Source organism: Zunongwangia sp. HRR-M8 (assembly GCF_027594405.1).
Taxonomy (GTDB): Bacteria; Bacteroidota; Bacteroidia; order Flavobacteriales; family Flavobacteriaceae; genus Zunongwangia.
In genome coordinates this window covers 840705-864704 of sequence record NZ_CP115161.1, presented here as the reverse complement: position 1 = coordinate 864704, position 24000 = coordinate 840705, and the positions used below count along the sequence as shown (strand labels likewise).

Genomic DNA, 24000 nt, shown 5'->3' with positions numbered 1-24000 from the left:
ATTGTAAATTTTGTATATTTTCGTTTTTAAACGACAAAGCTTACCCGTAAAATAAAAAGCCAATACAAATAATATGTTTAAGGAACTTTTTGATAATCTTGAAGACAAAATTGAATTAACAGAAAGCGCCAAAAAACGTATTCCTAATTTTTTTTCGACTAAAAAACTTAGTAAAAAACAGTTTCTACTTCAAGAAGGAGAATATTGTAAAAACCTAGCCTTTGTAGCTAAAGGAATTTTGAAATCTTACACTATAGATGATAAAGGACAAGAACACATTAGTTTATTCGCTATGGAAGGTTGGTGGGTCTCAGATTTTAAAAGTTTTATTGTAGATGAAAAAGCTATTTTATCTATTGATGCTATTGAAGATAGCGAGGTTTTATTGATTTCGCGTTCTAATTACGAGCAACTTTTAGTTGAAGTACCTGTGATGGAGCGCTATTTCAGAATTTTATATCAAAACAGTTTGGTAACAAAAGATCGACGCTTAATAAGTTCTAATACTCATACTGCAGAAGAAAAATACGCGCATTTTTTAAAATTATATCCATCAATTTCACAGCGTATTCCGCAGCATCTTATTGCCTCTTATCTTGGGCTTACTCCAGAAACCATTAGTAGAATAAAGAAGAATATCATTCAGAATAATTGATAAAACTCAATTCTCGTTCTTGATTCAAATCAATGCACAGCAGTAAATTTCAGCATAACTTTGTCAAAAAGAAAAAGATAATTATGGAAAATATTGCATTAATAGTTGGCGCAAGCGGCATTGCAGGAAACAACCTTGCCCAAGAACTCATCGAAAATAATTGGACCACCTACGGGATTACACGAAATTCTGACGTAAACCTAGAAGGATTAAAAAATATTAAGGCAGATTTGCTAGACCCGGAAGCGCTAGAAGAAGCCTTAAAAGATGTAAAACCAACTCACGTATTTTTTACCGCCTGGATACTAAAAGATTCAGAAGAAGAAAATATTAAAGTGAATAGCAAGATTGTTAGAAATTTGATAGACGTTTTATCTCCTAAGAAATCGGTAAAACACGTTGCGTTAGTAACCGGACTTAAACATTATTTAGGTCCATTTGAAAATTACGCGAAAGAAGGATTTTCACCAGAAACCCCTGTAAGAACCGAACACCCACGATTAGAATTGAAGAATTTCTACTATGCACAAGAAGATGAGGTTTATGAAGCTTCTAAACGTGATGGATTTACGTGGAGCATACACCGTGCGCACACGATGATTGGAAAAGCGGTTGGAAATTTAATGAATATGGGAACCACTTTAGCCGTTTACGCAAGTATCTGTAAAGAACACGGAACCCCATTTATCTGGCCGGGCTCTGAAGCACAATGGAATGGAATTTCTGATGTGACCGATGCCAATATTTTAGCCAAGCAATTTTTGTGGGCGGCCACTACACCAGAAGCAGAAAATGAAGCCTTCAATATCGTAAATGGCGATGTATTTCGTTGGAGCTGGCTGTGGAAAGAAATAGCTAATTACTTTGGGGTTGAATATCAAGGTTATGTTGAAAACAATAAAACTCTTGAAGAAATGATGAAAAATGATGAAGAGATTTGGAAACAAATTGCAGAGCAACACGAATTAGTTGAATCTGAATTAAAAAGACTAGCTTCTCCCTGGCATACAGATCTAGATTTGGGAAGACCAATTGAGGTGATGACCAATATGGCCAAAAGCCGCAAACTTGGTTTTAAAGAATATCAAGATACCAGAGAATCATTTTTTAACTTGTTTGAACAACTGAAGGAAGAAAAAATAATTCCGGCTTAGGGTTGATTCAATCATCATCATTGTATAAAAACAAAAGCGGTTTAGGTGAAAACTAAAACCGCTTTTTTATTTTTATTTAGTATTTTTCAACTCAAAAATAGAACTTATAATTAAAGAATAAGAAATAATTCAGCTGAAACAAATCCCCAAAAAGTGTTTGAAAAACTAATTGAAAATATAAATAATTCCATTAATTTAAAGAAAAGTGAATGGTCTTTATTACAAGAAAAATTCACTGTCAAAAAGATACTGAAGAATGATTTTTTTGTTCGAGAGGGCGACATTTTTAACTATGAAGCTTTTGTAACCAAGGGTTGCTTTCAAGTTTATCATATTAACGATAAAGGAAACAAACACGTTATTTATTTTGCTCCTGAAGAATATTGGCTTATCGACCCAAGTAGTTTCAATAGCAAAAAACCTTCCCGAATTTTTATTCAAGCTATTGAAGATAGTGAAATTTTAACGCTGACGCTTGAAGACAAAAATGAATTATTAGAAAAAATGCCTGCGTTAGAAAAGTATTACAGAAAATTATTAGAAAACGTATATGAACACTCTCATAACGGTATGATTACCCGTTCTGGAAAAACTGCAAAAGAGAAGTATATTCATTTTATGGAAGAGAATCAGCATCTAAAACACAGACTTTCTAATGTAAATATTGCAAATTATCTCGACCTGACTCCAGAAATTATCAGTAGAGTGCGTAAAGAATTCTATTCAGAAAAACAATAAACGAGATCAATGTTTTAAAGATCTTGAATGCTCAAATTTGCATTTTAAAAATAAATGATGCAAAAGATAAAATTATTCTCCCCAATACTTTTAATACTACTAACCATTGTTGGCGCTATAACCTTTTTCTTTACTTGGGTTAATTTAGGTTTTGCTCCTCAATTTTTAGAAGAATGGTTTACTTCATTAATTATAGGACTATTTATATTTTCACCATTAGGAATGCTTAGTACCTTAGTAATTACAAAATTAGTTTCGCTATTTTTTAGAAGAGATTCCTTATCAAAAAAGATTTTGATCGGTGCTTTAATTGGTTGTACGATGGAGTTCTTCATTTCTTTTATTGTAGTCACCATCAATTTTGGATTCACTTCATCTTTTATCAATCAATGGTTTAATGCTTTTCTAAAATCTGTACCTATAGGTATTTGTTTGGGATTACTCATTTCATTTTTAATAAAACCCTGGATTTTAAATCGTATTCAGAAATTTAAAACCGCTGAACAAATAAGTTAAGGAGATGAAGAAAATCTAAAGCTTAGAGATTTCAGGTCAATGTTTTTGCTAAATAAAATTTGCAGATAAAACACTTAATTTAAATATAATGAAGCATTTACCAGAAAACTATTTGATATTTCGAGGCAAGTTTCGGAACATTTAATCTCAATTATCGAGTAAAGAAACGATCTGCAAAAAGCGCATTAATTTTTTAAGAATCTTGATTTAACAAGACCTGGAATAATTAGCAATGATGATAAAACAACTTCAATAAAAAAGCCTTATCAATTTGATAAGGCTTTTTAATAATTACTGTATTTAAAGAATTAATTCTTTAAAGTTTTCATATCTACATCAAGATCAAACGTATTGTTTACTTTCTCTACTGTAATGTCGTTATCTAAAGTGAAATTTTTAGCCATTTTAAGGTCTAAAGATGAAGCACCTATTTTTACAGTATAAGTTCCTTTTTCAGCAATCCAAGCACTTTTAGCATCTACAAAAGAAGCTAAATCTCTTGCTTTAATGGTGAAATTTAATTTTTGAGACTTTCCTGGTTTTAAAAGTTTAGTTTTTCCGAAAGCACGTAATTCTTCAGCAGGTTTATCTACCATTTTTGCCGGAGCAGAAACGTAAACCTGAACAACTTCTTTACCCGCAACTTTTCCGGTATTTTTCACTTTTACAGACACTTCTATTTCATCTTTAAAATTAGTTTCGCTAAATTTTAAATCTGAATATTCAAAAGTGGTATACGATTTACCAAAACCAAACTCGTAAGATGGCTTCACATTAAAGGTATTAAAGTAACGGTATCCTACATAGATTCCTTCTTTGTAAAATACTTCTTTAGGATCGTTAGCAGGAACGCCTGGGAAGTTAGCCGCAGAAGGTTCGTTGTTATAATCCATTGGGAAGGTCATTGTTAATTTTCCTGAAGGGTTTTTAGCTCCAGAAAATACATCGGCTACAGAGTTTCCTCCTTCTTGTCCGGCTTGCCAAGCTAGTAAAACAGCATCTACTTTATCTTTCCAGCTAGCAGTTTCAATAACTCCACCAATGTTTAAAATTACGATCACTTTTTTTCCTTCGGCGTGAAAAGCATCACTTACCGTATTGATCATTTTTATTTCATCTTGACCTAAATAGAAATCATTATCGATTTTTCTATCGTGTTGCTCACCGGCATTTCTACCAATAGTAATCACCGCAACTTCAGAAGATTTTGCCTTATTTGCTACCATCTCATTTTCTAAGGGCATCTCTGGGATACGTTGTACAGAGGCTAGCAAACCACCTTCTTCTTGGCGACGTTTCATTTCTTTTGCTGTCGCTTCTTTTACAAAAGGAACGTAAGCATTTTGAAGATCTTCATCGATGGTATAACCTGCATTGGTTAAACCTTCAATTAACGAAACGGTATAGGCTTCATTTACATCTCCACTACCGGTACCACCCGCAATAAAGTCGTAAGAAGTATCGCCAAAAACAGCAACAGTCCCTTTTTTATTGGTAAAAGGCAATGCGTTTTCGTTGTTTTTCAATAAAACCATTCCTTCTGTAGCAGCGTTACGCGTTACTTCAGCGTGCGCTTTTAAGTCTGGATCGTCGCTGTACTTATAGTTTGCTACTGTTGGTGTTTGCAAAATATAATTTAAAATATGGCGTAGGTTTCTATCAATAGCTGCTTCATCTACTTTACCTTCTTTAATGGCTTTGATTAAAGCATCTTTTTGGTTTTGAGTACCCGGCATTAATAAATCGTTACCAGCTTCCATCTGAGCAACAACATCACTTACGCTATTTTTTCCATTGATAGAACCAAAACCTGGATAACCACCAAACCAGTCTGTCATTACCAAGCCTTTATAACCCCACTCATCTCTTAAAACTTTGGTTAGTAAATCTTCATTAGCAGAAGCATACACGCCATTAATTTTATTGTAAGCCGTCATTACCGTCCACGGATTCGCTTCTTTTACGGCAATCTCGAAACCACGTAAATAAATTTCGCGCATTGCACGTTCTGAAATATGTGCATTAACCGATAAACGGTTAGTTTCTTGATTATTTGCTGCAAAGTGCTTGATGGAAGTGCCCACATCGTGAGATTGAATTCCTTTAACATAAGCCGAAGCAATTTTACCGGATACTAATGGATCTTCGGAGTAATATTCAAAGTTTCTTCCGTTTAATGGGTTTCTATGAATATTTAAAGCAGGAGCCAATAAAACATCAACACCATATTCTTTTACTTCTTCACCCATCGCTTTACCTACTTCTTCAATTAATTCAGTATTCCAAGAAGAAGCTAAGGCAGTTCCTACCGGAAATGCAGTAGCGTAATAGGTATTGGGATTATTTTCTCTTTTAGGCTGAATTCGTAATCCGGCAGGACCATCAGCAAAAACGGTTTTAGGAATTCCTAAACGGTTCACTTCTTCATTTCCTCCGGCTTGTCCTAACACACGTACGTCAGGCTCACCTTCTAAAGGCACCAAACCTGCATAACCAGGCATCCCGGGACCTACTAATAATTCTACTTTTTCTTCAGGCGTCATTGCCTTTATAACTTCGTCTACCGAAGCTTTGCCTAACTGAGGTGCTTTTTGCGCATTGGCAAGCGAAAAACTCCCTAATGCAACAAAGGCTAAAACCTTTAGTTTGTTCATTTTCATATGCTATTATTTATTTGAGGTATTTATATTGAGTTAACCAGTCTTCAAAACGCTTATACCAAGCGTCTACCGGTAAATTTTGTGTTTTCATTCCAAAACCGTGTCCGCCTTTTGCATACATATGCAACTCTACCGGATACCCTGTTTTTAGCCATTTGCTATACAGCGCAACACTTTTTGGTGCTAATTTTAATTGATCGTCACTTGCAGCTGAGATAAACAACGGAATTTCTGGAACTTCTTTAGCCATTAACTCATCGCTAGGCCCTCCGTAAAGGGAAGCTGCAAAATTAGGTAGGCTTGCTGAATGAGCTTCGCCTAAAACAGTTCTAAGAATCACCGATGCTCCTGCAGAAAAACCAATTACTCCTACTTTTTCGGTATCCACTGAAAATTCTGAAGCGTGGTTACGTACATAATCGATAGCTGTTTTACAATCCTCCCCCGCTAGTTTCTGAATAGCATTAGATCTTTTATAATGCGCATCACGATCTTTTAAACCCTCCATAAGTTCTTTTGCAGGCGTATCTGTTTTAGAATGAATCAACCGATATTTTAATACAAAAGCGGTTACGCCTTTTGATGCTAATTCTTTAGCTACATCAATCCCTTCTCTATTAATTGATAAAGTTTGAAAACCTCCACCCGGAGCGATAATAATCGCGGTTCCGTTTGGATTTTCTGGTTTAAAAACTAATAACTCAGGGTCGGTTACATTATAGACCACTTCCGTCTGAAATAAGTCGGAATATTTTTGAGCTTCCTGCCAGTTCCAATCTTCAGATCCCGGAGCTTTTCCGTCGTAAAGTTTCACTACCTGATCTTGTGCGCTAAGCTGAAAAACAGCCATTAGCAACATTACAGAAGTGATTATTTTAGTTAACTTTTTCATTTTATTCTAATTTTTATATTTAGCAGTTCTTTTATCTGAAATCACTCCATTCCAGTCTAAACCATAACCAAAATCGTAGGTATTTCCTTCTGAATCTTGATACGGAATCATATCGAAAGGCACATCTTCTTTTTGCGCTTCTACTGTTTCCATATTAGCCGGCATTTGCACTGGTAATAATCCTGAAGGTTCTGATTTTCCGGAAACAATATCTAGCACCGCTTGCGTTGAAATACCAAAGTTGAGCACAATACCTTCCACCTGTGATTCAAATTCACTAAAAATCATTGGTTTATTTGCGGTTACCGAAACAATTACCGGTTTATCTCCCATTAACATTTTGGTATCTTCAATAGTTCGTAGATCCATAATGTTAGAAGAAGTTGACGTTTTACCTTTGTACGAACGATCTTTAATTTCAGGATCAATCACCGGGTCACCGGCTGCAATACTATGCTCTCTTGCAGTAGTTGCGGTATATGTTTCGTATTGAAGTGAAATAGGCACATATCCATTCCCCCCTTCTTTACGATCTACTTCGCTATAACCGGCTTCTTTAGTTTGCGGATTTTTGACAAAAACCATCGCAAAATCTGCTTCTTTTGGATTATCGGTTACCTTGTAATACTTCTCAATAAGTTCTATATCTACCGGATAATCTAGTTTTGCCGGTGTAGGATTTCCCCACCAGTCGGTCGCAACCGGCGTATAAATTTTAGGAATGTAAACCGTTTTCTTTTCTTTTATAGGTAATACTTGAGCTTTATTTTTAAGCATTACCACAGATTTTACCTGAGCTTCATAGCCTGCCTGCATAAATTCAGCATTTCCTACGATTGCTTTAGTTTCAGCAACATTTACATAAGGATTTTCAAATAATCCGGTTCTAAAAATATTTTTTAATAACCGAACCGCAGAACGCTCAAAGCGTTTACGCATATAATCTTCTCCAAATTCTTCAACTCCCATTTGGTAAGCTTCCAAAACAGGACCTTTTTCGTTATTACCTCCAAACTGGTCTACACCCGCTTTTAGCACTTTATAATGACGTTCGGCTATAGAAAGTTCTTCGGTTCCCCAAGGTTTTCCGGCAAAAGTAGCTGGTGTCGCGCCTTCATCTGAAGTGATTAACCAGTCGGTACACACCACTCCGTCGTACCCATATTGATCACGAAGTAATTCAGTAATCATATATTTACTGAAACCGTTCCCTACATTTTCATTATAAACATCGTCACGATCAAAACTAATGGTGTAATATGGCATTACAGCAGCGGCTTTTTCGGTACCACCATCTAATTTAAAAGCTCCTTCGGTAAACGGTTTTAAGTGATCTGAAAAATTATCTCCCGGATAAACCGCAAATTTTCCCATTGCCCAGTGCGCATCTCGTCCACCTTCTTCCGGACCTCCGCCAGGCCAGTGTTTTACCATCGCATTAACACTTTGGTAACCCCAACCGCTATTGATTTCTGAGTCTTTATCTGAAGTTTGGAAACCTTCGATATAAGCTTTCCCCATTGCTTTTACCAATTCCGGAGATTCACTAAATACATAAGCAATGCGGTACCAACGTGGTTCGGTTCCCAAATCTACCTGAGGCGAAAGTGCTGTGGTAATACCCAAAGCACGATATTCTTTAGAAGCCATTTCTCCAAACTGTTTTACCAGTTGCGGATCGAAAGTAGCGCCCATTGCTAAACCGTCAGGCCATAATGAAATCGTACCACCGGCACCGGCATTAAATTCTGAAGTAACTTCTGCCGTATTTCTTGGGTCTGAACTGTTATTTGCAGGAATCCCTAAGCCCAAACCTTCTACATAAGCTTGTACATTGTTATTCCATTTCGCAGCAACTTCAGGCGATTTTACCGCGGTAAGTAAAACGTGGCGTAAATTATCGTCTTTTAAAAATTGTTTTTGCTGATCTGATATTGCAGAAGCTTCAGCTCCGCTTTCAGAAAATGGCTTTCCGTTATAAGTTCCGGCTCCAAAACCAACCTCTCCGGAAGGAATGGATTGATGCTGACTATATAACATTAATCCTGCGATTTGCTCGACAGACATTTTTGAAGCCAAATCTTTAGCACGCTCTTCTACGGGAAGACGCCAATCTTCGTAAGTGTCTAGCTTTCCGTTTTTATTTAAATCTTTAAACGATTCTTTACCGTCTTTTATGATTTTTACACCAGAATCTTTATGATACTTCAAAACAGTACCCGATTTACTGGTTACTGTTTTTATATCATTTTGTTGTGAAAATCCCATTTGAATTCCTAAGGCTAAGCTTAGTACTAAGCAAGTTTTTGTTTTCATAGCTAATCTTATAAAAGTCAAAAAGCATTCATATCTGAATGCTTTTTGAGGATGTTTATATTTTAGAAATTAAAGCTTACAGAAAGTTGTGCTGTAAACGGACGGATGTATGAAGCCGTTAACAGTCTTCCGTAATAAGGTTCCGGATCTTCAATTAATTCAGCTCCATTAATGGTCCCTTTAGCTCCAACTTGGTTTAAGAAGTTAACCAATGTAAGACCAAAATTTAAGTGGTCACTAAACTTGTAATTAATCCCTCCAAAATTTTCCCAACGTGGTGCAAAAGTCAGCGCATTATTGATATTAGCATATTGCTTACTAAAATATCTAAAACTAGCCCAAACTCTCCAGTCTTTGTAGGTATAACTTGGATCTAACTCTAATAATACTTTAGAAATCTCTAATACCGTTTTATCACTAAAATCATAATTGTTTCCGAAAGCATCAAAAGTAAAATCTTTATATTTTGGATCCTGTACCGTTACTAAACCATGAAAACTAAAACCTTTAAATGGAGTTAATACTACATCTGTAGTCCAGCCTAAGGTTTCTATATCATAAAAAGTTGTTGTTTGTTGCGTTTCAGAACTATTATCTGGATTAACTAAATTAAATCGTTTTAAATAGTTATTTTTAGTTAAATAGGTTACTTGTGAAACTAAACTTACCCAATCAGAATTATAGAATACACCAAAAGCACCCATTGGGCTTTTACTTGTAGTGGTATTAGGGTTTATAGGAGCAGAATATCTTTCTAATCTTCCGTTCTCTTCGGTATATTGTAAATTAGCTAGTACTCCAAATTTTTTAGTTAAATTATAGGTTGCATTTACTTTACCGGCAATATTGAACCAATTTTTATCGATAGGTGATTTTTCAGCGTCCTGAATAGTAAAATCTACCCCTCTTTGTTGCAAAGAATACTCACCGTCTAAATATTGATGTCTAAAGAAAACACCATAACTAAGATTAAAACGATCATTTACCTGCCAGTCGTCGCTAGCGTATACCGCCAATTTATTTTCTTTACCGGTGTGAAACTCTGCTCCTCCATTATATCCGTAAAATCCATATTCATCTGTTGTTGGACTAATTAATCGTTGAGGCTGATTTTCGACAGTTTGGTAGAATAAAGATCTATTAGATACATAATTATCTATGTTGTAATATTGTTCTAAAATCCCCAGCGTCACATCGTGATTTTCAATTTTTTTATTTATTGAGAATCTTCCCATAACACTTGTACTAGAAATTTCTGGAGAATTCATTCCTAACTGCGTGCCTACAGATCCCGTGTATGCTTCACCTGTACTTGCTATTTGATAACCGTCTCCAGCATTTGCATCAATTATACTAATAGGTATAATATTCAGTAGAGAAGCTTTAGCCAAGTGTAAACGTGTAGAATATTTAAAATTCCATCCATTATCCATAAGATAATTACCGAAAATATCAATATTATGAGATTTATTGGTATTTTCTTTCCCATCCATAGATGCCCAATAATAATCGCCCCCATCTACATCTTTAAAACGAACTTTACCGTCTCTAACTATATACGAATCGCGACCAATGCGAAAATCATCTATTTCATTAGCTTCACCATCTGGACCGTATTCGACCACCGCATAATTAGTAGTAGTATAAGAATCGGCATATTTGTAAGAAATATTAAAAATGCCTTTTCCATCCTTAAATCGTTTGGTTAAACCAGCTCTAAATATTTTAGTTTGATCTGCATAATTATTATATCCTAAATCGTAAGTACTGGGATCAAAGTTTACAAATGCACCAGCAGTGTAAGACCATCCATTCTCTGAAATTGGTCCAGAAACATTAATATCCCCCTGAAACCATCCAAAATGGCTTCCTGAAAGCTTTCCTTTTAATTGAAATTCTTCAGTCCCTGTTTGTGTGTAAGAATTAACCGCAAAGCCTAAATCTCCCATTGTGCTGGCTAACTCATCCATCTTTAACAAACCGGTTTTTTGAAGACTTACACTTTGTCTCCAAGTTTTGTTAGGCAACTCTGGCCAAAAAAGATAAACCACAGGTAAATCATTCTCAAGAATTGTTATACCTCCTACACTTCCTGGCAAACCTATATTTACATCTCTGGGACCTGAGTTACTAGATGCATTTAGCATCACATTTCGATCACTCCCGTTTTTCTTCCCGTCTGCTTCCTTGTCTCCTTTCAAATCCTGTTGCAATGCAATGGAATCCTGAACACTTATATTTTTATCTTTATCTTCTTGCGCAAATATCGATTGCGAAGCAAATAAAGAAAAGCCTGCGAAGAATAAGCTTAAACTTGTTTTTGTAAAATTCCTGTTCATATAATGCTTCATTTTGAAACTTTTAAAAATTGATATAAAATTTTCTCACCCTAACATGAGAAAAGACTTTTTTAAACTTTTTAATTCTTTTCTACTTCATGTAGATTATTGACTAACTATTTCTTTTACACAACGAAAGCCTGTATTTTCTAATCCTGTATCTGGTGAGGAAGCCATTCTTGAAGATGCTCTATAGCCAGAACAATAGGATTCGTTACACATAAACGAACCACCTCGAACTGTTTTTACTGGAATACCAGGCTGACGAGGATCGTTACTTGTTTGTGGACCTATAGGGTTATCTTGAACATCTACCGAGATTGTTTTATAATAATCACTTTTGTAATTATCTGCCGTCCATTCCCAAACATTTCCCGCCATATCGTATAGACCAAAATCATTAGGCGCGTAAGATTTTACAGGAGCAATCCCATAAGCCCCATCACTTTCTGTATTTTTGTAAGGAAATTTTCCCTCCCAGGTATTGGCTTTAGGCTTACCATGATAAGGCTCCTCTTTTCCCCAAGGATAGGGTTGGTTTTTTAATCCACCTCTGGCAGCATATTCATATTCGGCTTCTGTAGGCAATCGTTTTCCTGCCCATGTAGCATAAGCATTTGCATCATCCCAAGACACATGAACTACCGGATAATTTTCTTTCCCTTCAATAGAGCTTTGAGGTCCTTGAGGATGTTTCCAATCGGCGCCTCTTTTCCATTCCCACCATACTGAAGGATTATTTAAAGGAACTTCATTTTTAGTGCCTTTAAACACTAATGATGATGCTTTTAACAAACTATCGGCAGGTTTTGGAGTATTGGCAGGTAATTGTTTCTTCATCTCATTCCAGTCTACATCTCTTTCAGCAGTGGTTACATAACCTGTTGCTTTTACAAATTCAGCGAACTGAGCATTCGTTACAGAAGTTACATCCATATAAAAGGGATCTACTTTTACTTGATGCTGAGGGTACTCATCTGCTCTACCTCTATTATCTGAAGCCCCCATTAAAAACACACCACCTTCAAGTTTCACCATTCCTTTAGTAGAAATACTATCACTTTTCTTTTTAGAAATATTGGATTTTTCTGAAACTGAAAATCGACTCGGTAAATTAGCGTGACAACTGAGATAGGTGGAATCTTTTTTCGATACCGTTTTCGTTACCAAATCTTCTTTTTGTTTCTTCTCGTTTTTACAAGAAGAAACAAAAAGTAAAAGCAACAGTATGTAACTAAACCTAAATCCCATTCAACTATTTTTCAAATTCAGTAGTATAGGGTTTATAACCAATACGCATCGCATTAATTTCTAAGCGTTCATTTCTTTTAAGATCTAAAGTCTCGCCGTTATAAACCTTCCAACGTTTAGGAGCTTCTAGCTTTTCTCCTTGTTTATTGATTTTAAAAATAATTGCAAGATCCCAAGATTTAACCACGTGTTCGACAGGTTTGTAATCTTCAGATTTCTTAACGATTCTATAGCCTATAGAAGTTCCTGGAGTTTGCGCCACTAAATGAATTCCATCTTTAGCCTGAATAACTTCTACCGGCTTGGTTTGAGGTGCTTCTCCTTCTCCATTCCACATATATTCTTTCACCATTTCTGGCTCTGACATATAAGAAAGATCACCAACTCTAGAAACCCAATCTAAATATGCTAAACGCATTTCTTTTAATTTATCTTGATATTTAGGATCTTTTGCAAGATTATGAACTTCATCTGGATCTTCACTTACATTATATAACTCTTCAACTGGTTTTGTAGGTTTAAACCAATCTGCTAAATAAGGATTGGTGATTTCTCCCGCTTCTTTTTTGTCCAAAATTTCTTGCATCAACGGAATACCTTTTCTGTAATTAAGATCTTGATATTTTGGAAGTTCCGGATGATAATTATAAATATATCTGAAATTCTCATCTCTCACTGAACGTACTCTATCGTATTGTGCGTCCATTCGATCTCTAGCGGCATATACGTAATCACGCTTATTTTCCGCTGCATATTTTCCGATAAAGGCCTGACCTTGTAAATATTTTGGTGGCTTAATTCCTGCTATCGAAAGCACGGTTGGAGCAAAATCTATAGAACTAATCAAATCTTTAACTTCTGTATTAGCATTTGCGCCTTTTGGATACTTAACTACCAAAGGAATATGAGTCCCTCGTTCTAGAATTTCTCTTTTCATCCAAGGTAAATTCCCGCCATGATCGCTATAAAAGAAAATATAACTATTATCATATACTCCATCTTCTTTTAATTGCGCTATAAGCTCTCCCACGTTAGCATCCATCATTTCAATATGCGTTAGTAGGTTTGCAAAATCTTTACGTACTGTAGGAGAATCTTCATAAAATTCAGGCACGTCTACTCCAACATCGGCTGGATCTACAGTGAGCGTTTCAGGATATTCCATCACCTGAGATTCGTGAGTGATGAATAAATTATATACACTAAAAAAAGGTTGATCTTTATCTCTATACGTATAACTAGCAGCCGCACTGCTCTCGTCCCAAACGGTTACCGGAGCCTTAAACTGATAATCTTCTTTCATATTATTAGTAGTGTAATACCCCTCTTTACGTAAAAATTCTGGAAATGCTTTTACTTCAGCCGGCAATACCGCATCGTACATAGGTACTCCTTCCGGCATAAATTTAGCTTCAATAGCTCTGGTTCTCATATGCTGAGTTCCTACTGAAACCGGATGCATACCCGTAATAATACCCGCTCTACTAGGTGAACAAACTCCGGCAACAGTATATGCTGAAGTATATTTAACACCTTCTTCTGCTAATTTATCAATGTTTGGAGTTTTAATAACTTCATCCCCAAAGGCAGCGATATATGGAGATATATCTTCACATGTAATCCAAATAATATTTGGCTGCTCGTTATTTTGCTGAGCAAACATGCTATTGACTAGCAGAATCGCAATAATAACTAAAGGTTTGAATAATTTTTTACTCATGGGACTTACATCGTTTTCGAGATAATTTATTGTTTCATTTAAAAGCAATATTACAGCATTTTCTACAAGTTTCAAAAAGAAGCATTGTAATTTTAATCAACTTTTCTACTTCATAAAACTTAATACTTTCTGAATACCTTGTTATTATTGAAATAATGAGAAAAATGGATTTTAAAATAAATTCGTAATTAAATTTAAACAATATTAATATTTAGTTATTGCTGAACTCTAAAATTACTGATTTGATATATTTAGATTTCTTTAAAAATAATTTAGCCCCATGATAGGGGCTTTAAAGTTATTGTTCAAAAAATGCAATTTGACTTAAGATATTTTTATTTTAGAGTGTTCCTATTCTTTTCAAGTTGAAATTAGAACTTCCACTTACCAAAGATAATTTATCGCCTTCGCCGCGAGTATTATATTTTCTAGCATATACCGCTAATTGTTCCCATTGATTAAGTTCTACAAGCTTATTTAAACTGATTGTATAAATTTCGCCATTTTTAACTGCACTATCTATTGTTATAAAAACTGAAGATCCTTCAATTTTATTTCCCCACTTTGCAAAATAGAATTCGTAAACTGTATTTTCAGCATCGTCATCTTCTATTTTCAACGAGATAGTCGAATTAGCTTCGTAAACTCCGGACTTTTGTACCTGTATGCCATCTCCAGACATACTAGAATTTTTCAAATAAGAAGATTTATTGAATTTGATACTAAAAGCATTTCTATCGTTTCTCAAAAATTGAGTCCCATTATTATAAAGATCTCCAAAAACTTCTGCACTATTATCGGCAGCACCTCCACCACTAGATACTTCTTTCCAACTCGCATTACCGTTGCCGTCTGAAGTTAATACCTTACCAGCTCCTTGAGTCCCATCCACTAATTTAAAGCTTCCGTGAAGATCTAAACTAGCTTCAGGTTTATAGGTACCTATCCCTATTTTAGATTTATACCAATCATTCTTCCCACCGTTACTGTCATATCCAGCATTTCCTATAATTACAGTATTGTCTTGATCAGCTTTCGCTCCGTAGCCGATAGCAACAGCATTTAAGCCTTTTGTATTAGCCTCGTAACCTAGGGCTATAGAATTTACGCCATCTGCTCGAGATTTAAAACCATATGCTATAGATTTATCTGCGGTTGCGGTAGAACTTCCTCCAATGGCCATTGCGTGCATTCCACTAGAAGCAGCACCATTACCTAGTGCGATACTAAATTGATTTGATGCATTCGCTGAAACCCCAATAGCTAATGAATTTACATTGGAAGATTTACTATTCTGTCCCAAAGCTAAAGAGGCGCTAGAAGATGCATTTGATCCCGTACCTATAGCAAAAGCATCGGTTGCTGAAGCTTTTGAATTGCTACCTACAGCAAAAGAACTTGTACCATCTGCCCGTGAATTTACACCCATTGCAAAAGCATTGGTTTGATTTGTTTCTGCATTATAACCTAAGGCTACAGATCTATTGGTATTAGCTTTGGCTTTTGTACCTATGGCAAACGCATCCTGATTTCCGCTGGCATCAGATTCTTGCCCCAGCGCAAAAGAACGCTGGCTATTATCTATCACAGATCCTATACCGAAACTAACACCTCCGTTAGGGTGCAATTTACCAATTTGCTTATCGTTAACTCGGAAATTTAATTCTGCATAAGTAGTGCTGCCTATATACTTTTCTGAATTACCAGAATAACCAAGATCATTACCTTCCAAAGACCAAGAGCCAGAAGCATTATTACCAGGTCCAGAAGATAAATCATCTATTCTTGCTTCAAGAAAATCAAAATCATTTTGAGATTGAATTTTATCCCATTTTTCACCATCCCAAAAATAAAATCGTTCTTCTAAATCCCTATTTTTAATATCGTTATAAACTAATAGCCCAAGGACAGGATTAGGAACAGTAATTCTATCGGTCAAAGAAGTCAATTCTACTCTGGGGATTAATACTCCGGCATGTTTACTTCTAATATCCACTATAGAAGAAGGATCGGGTTTGGTTGTATTTATACCTATTTGTGCTGAAGCAAAACCTGACATTAAAAGACAGATTATTATAAAAATTTTATTGGTTTTCATATTGTAGGGTTTTTAGCCAGACAAATTTATTTTGAAAACCTTGGCTTAATGCCTGTTATTCGACAAGCTGCAAATCTGTATCGTTCAATTCATTTAAAATGAAATCGAATGGTTTTGAGCAATTCTCATATTATGCAAAATTCAGATATTTTAATGTGGTCATTAATAGCTTTGCTCATTTATAATTACTGAAGAAATTAGTCGGAACTCATATTTATATTCTTTTTATAATATCAAGATATGTCTCATTGTTTACTAGATTATTTCTTCAAAATAGGCGGTCTTATTCCAAAAAATTCTTTTCTTATTTTTAAAATCTGTCAGCAGATTAATTACGTTTATAAAATATTAGATTTTACAATACGTTGAAAGATTTCAATATTTGTAATAAAAGAAATACGTTCTCCTCGCCTCAGAAAACTGTATTCTATACTAGAATGAAAACAAAGAAAATAATAAGAAGAAGTCTAAGAATAATAATTACGCTTGTTTTAGTACTGAGCTTAGCAATGGGTATTTTACTGAATTTTGTATTTACTCCGGAAAAAATCACTCCAAAAGCGTTGGCAATTGCCAATGAATTTTTAGTAGGTGAAGTAAAATGTGAACGTATTGAACTCACTTTCTTTTCTACTTTTCCAAATTTTGGATTGAAATTTCAGGAAGGCGCCTTGTTGCCAAATCCCAGTTACCCCGATCAGGATACCTTAGTAAAATTTAAAGAAGCAAAACTTTCCTTTAATCTCTATAAATTCTTAAAACATAACGAAGTTGATATTAAGAATATTCAACTTGATGCGCCTCAAATTTACTTTCAGTTAGATTTGTTAGGCGATTCTAATTGGAACATTTTAAAACCTGAATTAGCCGAAGAAGAAGCTCAAGACACTACCGAGCAATTAGAAATTAAGGCGTTTGCTATTGAAAAATTAGAAATTAATCACGCCCAAGCACGCTATAAAGATGGTGTTTCTCAACTCAATTATGCCGTTAATGATTTTAATGTGCTTTTAAATCTTGCTAAAGACGATAAGGGTTTAGAACTTAAGCTTAAAAATCTAAATAAAGAAATTGCCGTTTATCGCGTTCCGGAGAAAAAGTTTAAAATTGAAAAAACCGGAATGGATGCTGAGCTGTATTTTTCATTTTCAGACACCTTGTTAAGCCTTCAAAAAAGTAATTTTATAGTGAACGATATTGATTTTCAGAATAAAGGTGAAATTCAATTCTATCCTAATCAAAAGCGCACTTTTTTCAATATTGACAGTGAACTCCAAACGAAATCCTTGAACAATATTATTGATTTAATTCCGCATACCATTTTAGAGAAAAGAGAAGTCACTACACAAGGAGATGTACAACTTCAATTGCATACCGAAGGTTTTTATGCTAAGGATGAATACCCTAAACTTAGTGCTAATTTACAACTAGAAAATGCCGCTTTGGCGTACACAGATTTCCCAGGAAAAATTAGTGATTTGACCGCGCATATCACTTCAGAAATAGATGTGCAAAACCCTGAAAACTCTTTCGCCACTATCCAGAATTTAAAAGTATTGGGTACCGGAATTAATTTGCAAAGTTCCGGTAATATTCAACAAATATTACTCGATCCGCGAGTTCAAGTACAGGTGAACGGAAATCTTAACCTTACGCAACTTTACCAAGCTTTTCCTTTTGATGAGAACATAAAAGCTGCCGGAACTATTTATACAAAAATAAACACTCGTTTCTTAGCCTCTCAACTTCAAAATAGCGAGTTTAAAGATTTAGAAATTGGCGGTGAAGTTCAGCTGAAAGACTTAGCCATTGCCTCGATAAAAGACAGCCTGTCGATTAATTCAAAACGTTTAGACCTGCATTTCTTTAAAGATAAAGAGGAATATAACACCTTGGCCTCTAAAATTGATCTTATTAAATCTAATGTTGAATTTAAAAATCAGTTGAAAGCTTCCGCAGAAAAATTAGCAGGAAAAGTTTGGATAGCACAAACCGGAAAACGAAAAGCGCATATAAACAGTCAAATTGAACTTCAAAAATTAAAATTCAACGCACAAGATTCGATTTGGGGTTTTGTTAAAAATGCACAAATTGATGCCGAATTACAGCCCAAAGAAAAAGATCGCCCAGCTTCTATCAACTCTCAATTTAGCATTGATAGTGTTGCGGTAGGGCTCCATAAATCGTATATAGCCATTGCCAAAGGAAACTATGAGCTAGAGCTTACTAAAAAAGCACCTAAAAAATGGCTCCCTAAAGGTTCGGTACGTTTTAAAAATTTAATGGCTTACGATCCTAAATTAATACATCGTTTGGAAATGCCAACTTCTACCATTGATTTTGAAAATGACAACCTTAGGTTAGATAAAACTAAATTGACCTTTGGAGATTCTGATGTTGAACTCACCGGAAACCTTGATCACGCCATAGGATTTAAAAACGGAGAACAAGTTACTGCTAATTTATCGTTGAATTCTACTAAGATTAATGCCAACCTATTAATGCAAGTTTTTGCAGGCATCGAAGACCAAGTTGCCAATACAGAAGATACGAATGCAACCACAACCGATACAAGTGATAGCTTAGCCCAAGAAAAACACGCATTTAAAGTACCGGAAAATTTAGCTTTTCAGCTAAACACCAATATTAAAAAATTGGAATTTGGGAAGATGGGATTGAACAACATTTACGGAAAAGTAAATGTGAATAATGGTGACTTAAAACTGAATCATTTACACTTCAACACTCCTGCAGCAAACTTAGATGCCAGTTTAACCTATACGGCTAAAGATAAACAAAAGCCGGCTTTAGATTTTGAGTTTTATATGACCGATATTGAAATGAGAAAACTAGATGAAGTAATTCATGTATTAGATTCTTTACTGCCCGCAGCCAAGGCTTTTGAAGGAAAAGCTGATTTTAGAATTAAAGGTAAAGTGAACCTTACTAATCAATTAGATTTTGAAGCTTCAAGTTTACGCGGTATTGCTGCACTAAAAGCCAAAGATATTATGGTTCTTGATGGGCCGACGTTTAGAGAACTCGCCAAAACGTTTATGTTTAAAAGCAAAGCCAAAAACCCGGTTAAAAATTTAGAAGTCGAAATGGAATTTGAAGAAGATGATGTACACATCCTTCCGGCCTTACTTGAAATTGATCGCTATCGCTTAGCTATTGGCGGCGTACAAAATTTAGATATGACCTATGATTATCATATTTCGGTATTAAAATCTCCCGTGCCGTTTAAAACTGGAGTTGACGTTAGCGGCAAAGATTTCGACGATTATGATATCTCGATCACCCGTGCCAAATACAAGTATTATTTTACGGATAAAGAACGGTTACTTAAAAAAGCTGATTCTAGTGTCTTTAGAAAGAAAGCACGAATTTTAGAAGAATTGAAATTTGAGTAATATTTATAATTGAAGGCGCATCACAGCATTCACTTTTTCCACTTATGCATTTATTTAGAATTCAGAAAAAGATTCGAAGAAAATTAAAAAAGAGGCTTAGTAGATAATGTAAAGAATTCTATACCGAAAAACAATAAACTAGATCAATATAGCAATTTATTGGAAAAAAAAGATCTAAATTTAATTTAAAATATCAAAACAAAAAACCACGCAATTCCTAGGATTTGCGTGGTTTTGTAATCATTTACCTTCTTAAAAAGTGACCCCGGCAGGATTCAAACCTGCAACCCTCAGAGCCGAAATCTGATGCGCTATTCAGTTGCGCCACGGGGCCTTTTTTCCGACTAAAGTCGGAAAATATTATTAGTTGCTAAGCTTTTGCTTAACTACAGTAGAAATCGTTTTTCCGTCAGCTTTACCAGCAAGTTGTTGAGAAGCTATTCCCATAACTTTCCCCATATCTTTCATTCCATCAGCTCCGGTTTCAGTAATAATTGCTTCTACTTTAGCTTCAATTTCAGCTTCACTTAACTGTTCTGGTAGAAATTGAGCAATCACTTCAATCTGCTTCTCTTCCGGTTCAGCTAAATCTTCTCTATTTTGTTCTCTGTAAACTTGCGCGCTATCTTTACGCTGCTTTACTAACTTCTGAACAATTTTCACTTCTTGCTCTTCAGTTAATTCCTGCTGACTATTTTCAGTCTTTGCTAAAAGTATTGCTCCTTTAACTGCTCTTAAAGCTTCTAAAGCTGCCGAATCTTTTGCTTTCATCGCAGCCTTCATCTGGGTCATTACGTCTTTTTCTAAGCTCATCGTAATAAATTTGAAGTGCGAAGATAAAATTTTAAAATCAAAAAAACCACATTAAATTCAGCCAAAAATCGCTAATTTCAGCTTATATCAAAACATATTAAAGTAATGAGAATCCTCTATTTTGGCTTAGTTATCCTTATAAGCCTGCAAGTTTCTGCGCAACAACATTTTACCGAAAGTATTTACCGATCAAAAGATCGAAAAACATATACTTATGCTGAAAAAGATAATGAAGAACTATATCTCGATGTTTACGAACCTGAAAATACTTTTAAAAACCGACCTGTATTTATTTTTATGCATGGTGGCGGTTTTGGCTATGGAAGTCCGCGTAATGATGACGAAGTAAAATTGGCAAAGATCGCCGCTAGCTATGGCTATGTAGCCGTACAGATCTCTTATCGGCTAACACGAAAAGACCAATCTTTTGGTTGTGATTTTGATGCTAAAGGAAAAATCGAAACTTTTCAGCTGGCTGCTGAAGATTTTCTGGATGCTGTTAACTTCATGATCGATAAGAAAGACGAATTCAATATTGATCCTAATAAAATTATTATTGGCGGAAGTAGCGCCGGGGCTGAAGCTGTTTTAAGTGCTGCTTTTAACCGTGATTTGCTTTTAAAAAATGCTTCACAATACAAGAATCTTAAAATTAAAGGTATTTTATCTTTAGCGGGCGCTATCGTGGATAAACGTTATATCGATAAAGAAAATGCTGTACCTGCAATATTTTTCCACGGAACTGCTGATAATTTAGTTCCTTACGCTACCGCACCTCATCATTTTTGCAAAAAAAATGAACCTGGCTATCTAATTTTAGATGGCTCCAGAAGTTTAGCTGCTAAATTGAAGGAATTAAATACATCTTACATGCTAAATACCTTTCCTGAAGCAGGACATGAGATATCCAGAATCCCTTTTGATCATTTACAAATGGTTTTTCAATATTTCGATGATGTATTTTTAAATTCTGAAAATCAACAGGTGGAGAATACTTTTTAGACCGAAAAATCTTAAAATTAAAAAACCGATGCTAAAAGCATCGGTTTTTTTGGAATTATAATAAATTAGTTAAGCTTCAAATTATTCTGTAAGCATAAATGTATTTTCAAATTCAGCATCAGAGCTTCCTGCGATAAAGAAATCAAATTCGCCTGGCTCGGCTACGTGTTCTAAACTGCTGTTATAAAATTTTAAATCTTCAGCACTTACTTCAAAAGTAACCGTCTTAGATTCACCTTTTTTCAGCATAATTTTTTCAAAACCTATAAGCTGCTTCATTGGCGGTGTGATGCTTCTCACTTTATCATGAATGTAAAGCTGAACCACTTCCTCTCCATCATAATCACCAGTATTTGTAATTGTAGCGCTTAGCGTTATCGTTCCGTCCATTTTTAATTCATCAGCGCTTGCTTTTACATCACTATATTCAAAATTGGTATAACTTAAACCGTATCCAAAAGGATAAAGAGGTGAGTTATCTACATCTAAAAATTCAGATTTAAATTTCTCAAAACCTTCTGCTTCCCCAGGTCTTCCTGTTCTTTTCATAGAATAATAAACCGGCACCTGCCCAACATTTCTTGGCCAAGATGCAGTAATTTTTCCTGAAGGATTGTAATCTCCAAAAATAACATCGGCGATTGCGTTACCCGCTTCTACACCTGGATGCCAAACCTGAAGAATATCTAAATTCATTTCAGACTCTTCTGAAATATTTAAAGGACGACCACTCATTAAAACTAACGCCATTGGCTTTTCTAATTTAGCCAATTCTCGGATCATTTTTTTCTGACTTTCAGGAATTAATAAGTTAGTTCTACTTGCAGCTTCTCCGCTCATTTCGCTTGCTTCACCAACAACAGCCACAATAACGTCAGATTTTTCAGCTACTTTTAATGCTTCTTCTAACATTTTTTCAGGAGAAGTTTCACTAATTTCAACACGAGGACCAAAAACATTTATGTTTTCAGCAAATTGCTTATCGTCGGTAATATTTGCTCCCTGAGCGTAACTAATCTTTGCCTTTGGAGCAACATTTTTCATTCCTTCTAAAACCGGAATAGAGAGTTGTGGATCACCAGTTGGTGCCCAGGTTCCTAACATATTATTTTTGTTGTTGGCTAAAGGCCCGATAAGTGCAATCTTAGCTTTTTTATTGATCGGGAAAACTCCGGCATCTTTTTTAAGTAACACAAAAGAATGTGCTGCTACTTTTCTGGAAAAAGCTCTATTTTCTTCGGAAAGAATATTTTTTTCAGGTCGGCTTTCATCTAAGTATTTATAAGGATCTTCAAAAAGACCAAGCTTATATTTAGCTTCTAAGATTCTACGTGCTGCTGTGGTAATTTCTTCTTCAGTTACTTTTCCTTCCTCTAAAGATTTTTTCAAAGTCTTTAAAAAACCTTCACCTACCATATCCATATCTAAACCAGCTTTTAAAGCTAATGCTGAAACTGCCTGAAGATCTCCCATTCCGTGAGCGATCATTTCATTTAGAGAAGTATAATCTGAAGTTACAAAACCATCAAATCCCCAGCGGTCACGAAGCAAATCGGTTAATAACCATTTGTTACCTGTTGCAGGAATACCGTCTACATCGTTAAACGAACTCATAATACTTGCTGCACCGGCATCGATCGCCGCTTTATAAGGAGGCAAATATTCGTTGAACATCTTTACTCTACTCATATCGGTCGTATTGTAATCACGACCAGCTTCTGAAGCTCCGTACAAGGCAAAATGCTTAACGGTAGCAATCATGGTATTTTCTTTAGTAAGATCGTCACCCTGGTAACCTTCTACCATTGCTTTTGCAATTTGAGAACCTAAATAAGGATCTTCTCCTGCACCTTCAGCAATTCTTCCCCATCTTGGATCGCGAGCGATGTCTACCATTGGAGAGAAATTCCAGTTAATCCCATCTGCGGTAGCTTCTTGAGCGGCAATTTCTGCAGTTCTTTTGATCATCTCTAAATCCCAGCTAGCTGCAGTTCCTAACGGAATTGGAAAGGTGGTTTTATAACCATGAATAACATCTGAACCGATAAGCAATGGAATTCCCAATCGGGTATCGTTCACTGCATAATCCTGGGCAATTCTAATTTTATCGGGACCGGCCACACCAAAAAGTCCGCCTACTTCCCCGTCTTTAATTTTTTGCTGAACGTTATCACTTACCACAGCACCGGTAGCAACACCGCCACCAGGATTTAATAAGTTAAGCTGACCTATCTTTTCTTCGATAGTCATTTCGGCTAAAATCTCATCAACTTTAGCATTCATTTTTGAATCACTTGTGGTTTGTGCAGTAGCGTTTTTTGTTGGGGCAAAAAAGCATCCTGTAATTAGCGAAAATGTGATTAAACTTTTCTTTATCATGTAAATTTATTTAGGATTGTACTAACAATTATTTTATAGGTCTACCACGCATTC

General features: G+C 35.4%; 15 protein-coding genes and 1 tRNA gene. 6 read left to right on the top strand and 10 right to left on the bottom strand.

Features of this window, described 5'->3' with window-relative positions; all coding sequences use genetic code 11:
- The first annotated feature begins 73 nt into the window (after positions 1-73).
- The 4 genes from PBT89_RS03750 (at position 74) to PBT89_RS03735 (ending at position 3063) form a co-directional block, all read left to right on the top strand.
- Complete coding sequence (locus tag PBT89_RS03750; protein ID WP_270063454.1) at positions 74-655, top strand: Crp/Fnr family transcriptional regulator; 582 nt, start codon at positions 74-76, stop codon at positions 653-655.
- A gap of 83 nt (positions 656-738) precedes the next feature.
- Positions 739-1809 (top strand): SDR family oxidoreductase, encoded by a 1071-nt coding sequence (locus tag PBT89_RS03745; RefSeq protein ID WP_270063453.1) that lies wholly within the window; start codon positions 739-741, stop codon positions 1807-1809.
- 153 nt (positions 1810-1962) lie between these two features.
- Positions 1963-2547 carry a Crp/Fnr family transcriptional regulator gene (locus tag PBT89_RS03740; protein ID WP_270063452.1) on the top strand — a complete coding sequence of 195 codons (585 nt, stop codon included), beginning with the start codon at positions 1963-1965 and terminating at the stop codon, positions 2545-2547.
- Between the two features lie 57 nt (positions 2548-2604).
- The gene (locus tag PBT89_RS03735) at positions 2605-3063 is read left to right on the top strand and encodes a DUF2798 domain-containing protein (RefSeq protein WP_270063451.1); all 459 of its coding nucleotides are present in this window, start codon (positions 2605-2607) and stop codon (positions 3061-3063) included.
- A 308-nt stretch (positions 3064-3371) separates the two neighbouring features.
- Here the strand turns inward: PBT89_RS03735 and PBT89_RS03730 are convergent, their stop codons facing one another.
- From PBT89_RS03730 to PBT89_RS03700, 7 genes are all read right to left on the bottom strand, one after another.
- Positions 3372-5723, bottom strand: a complete 2352-nt coding sequence (locus tag PBT89_RS03730; protein ID WP_270063450.1) for a beta-glucosidase family protein — start codon at positions 5721-5723, stop codon at positions 3372-3374.
- A 10-nt stretch (positions 5724-5733) separates the two neighbouring features.
- Positions 5734-6615, bottom strand: coding sequence for an alpha/beta hydrolase (locus PBT89_RS03725; RefSeq protein ID WP_270063449.1), 882 nt, complete (start codon positions 6613-6615; stop codon positions 5734-5736).
- Positions 6616-6621: 6 nt separating this feature from the next.
- Positions 6622-8931 carry a glycoside hydrolase family 3 protein gene (locus PBT89_RS03720; RefSeq protein WP_270063448.1) on the bottom strand — a complete coding sequence of 770 codons (2310 nt, stop codon included), beginning with the start codon at positions 8929-8931 and terminating at the stop codon, positions 6622-6624.
- A gap of 62 nt (positions 8932-8993) precedes the next feature.
- Positions 8994-11282, bottom strand: coding sequence for a TonB-dependent receptor (locus PBT89_RS03715; RefSeq protein WP_270063447.1), 2289 nt, complete (start codon positions 11280-11282; stop codon positions 8994-8996).
- A gap of 93 nt (positions 11283-11375) precedes the next feature.
- Complete coding sequence (locus tag PBT89_RS03710; RefSeq protein ID WP_270063446.1) at positions 11376-12521, bottom strand: formylglycine-generating enzyme family protein; 1146 nt, start codon at positions 12519-12521, stop codon at positions 11376-11378.
- Positions 12522-12525: 4 nt separating this feature from the next.
- Entirely contained in the window at positions 12526-14241 is a 1716-nt protein-coding gene (locus PBT89_RS03705) for a sulfatase family protein (protein ID WP_270063445.1), read from the bottom strand.
- A gap of 340 nt (positions 14242-14581) precedes the next feature.
- Complete coding sequence (locus tag PBT89_RS03700; protein ID WP_270063444.1) at positions 14582-16339, bottom strand: hypothetical protein; 1758 nt, start codon at positions 16337-16339, stop codon at positions 14582-14584.
- 437 nt (positions 16340-16776) lie between these two features.
- Here PBT89_RS03700 and PBT89_RS03695 point away from each other — a divergent pair, with 437 nt between their 5' ends.
- Positions 16777-19752, top strand: coding sequence for an AsmA-like C-terminal region-containing protein (locus tag PBT89_RS03695; protein WP_270063443.1), 2976 nt, complete (start codon positions 16777-16779; stop codon positions 19750-19752).
- 260 nt (positions 19753-20012) lie between these two features.
- Here PBT89_RS03695 and PBT89_RS03690 read toward each other — a convergent pair.
- Positions 20013-20086: transfer RNA gene (locus PBT89_RS03690), tRNA-Arg, on the bottom strand.
- A gap of 29 nt (positions 20087-20115) precedes the next feature.
- On the bottom strand, positions 20116-20565 hold the full coding sequence (locus PBT89_RS03685) for a GatB/YqeY domain-containing protein (protein ID WP_270063442.1): 450 nt from the start codon (positions 20563-20565) through the stop codon (positions 20116-20118).
- Positions 20566-20670: 105 nt separating this feature from the next.
- Between PBT89_RS03685 and PBT89_RS03680 the strand changes: the two genes are divergently transcribed.
- Positions 20671-21567, top strand: coding sequence for an alpha/beta hydrolase (locus PBT89_RS03680; RefSeq protein WP_270063441.1), 897 nt, complete (start codon positions 20671-20673; stop codon positions 21565-21567).
- Between the two features lie 81 nt (positions 21568-21648).
- Here the strand turns inward: PBT89_RS03680 and bglX are convergent, their stop codons facing one another.
- A complete protein-coding gene (bglX, locus tag PBT89_RS03675) occupies positions 21649-23946 on the bottom strand; it encodes a beta-glucosidase BglX (RefSeq protein WP_270063440.1) in 2298 nt (765 codons plus the stop codon).
- Positions 23947-24000 lie beyond the last annotated feature (54 nt).